This window comes from Clostridioides sp. ZZV15-6598 (assembly GCF_020657705.1).
Classification (GTDB): Bacteria; Bacillota; Clostridia; order Peptostreptococcales; family Peptostreptococcaceae; genus Clostridioides; species Clostridioides difficile_F.
Genome location: NZ_JAGWCS010000378.1, coordinates 1 through 255, shown reverse-complemented (window position 1 = coordinate 255; position 255 = coordinate 1). Strand labels below are relative to the sequence as shown.

The following is a 255-nucleotide window of genomic DNA, read 5'->3' as shown; positions in this document are numbered from 1 at the left end:
AATTTTCTCCTATTACATTTTCTTTGATTTTCTTTGGTTTACTTTTTCTATTGTTTCTTTAACTCTTGATACATTTTCGCAATTTAGACCTTGATTCCTATATCCCATTAATACATCATAATCAAACTTTAATTTCTCATAAGATTCTAATTCATTATCTAATATTTCTTTAATAAAGCTGTATTTACCTAAAGTATCCTCATCCAATTTATAATATACAAACTTAGCTTCTTTATAGTAAGTAACTAACTTTGC

1 pseudogene is annotated in these 255 nt (G+C 24.3%); it reads right to left on the bottom strand.

Annotation, left to right across the window (positions count from 1 at the left end):
* Positions 1-12: 12 nt before the first annotated feature.
* Positions 13-255: pseudogene (locus KGF50_RS22135) on the bottom strand (hypothetical protein); the annotation flags it as partial.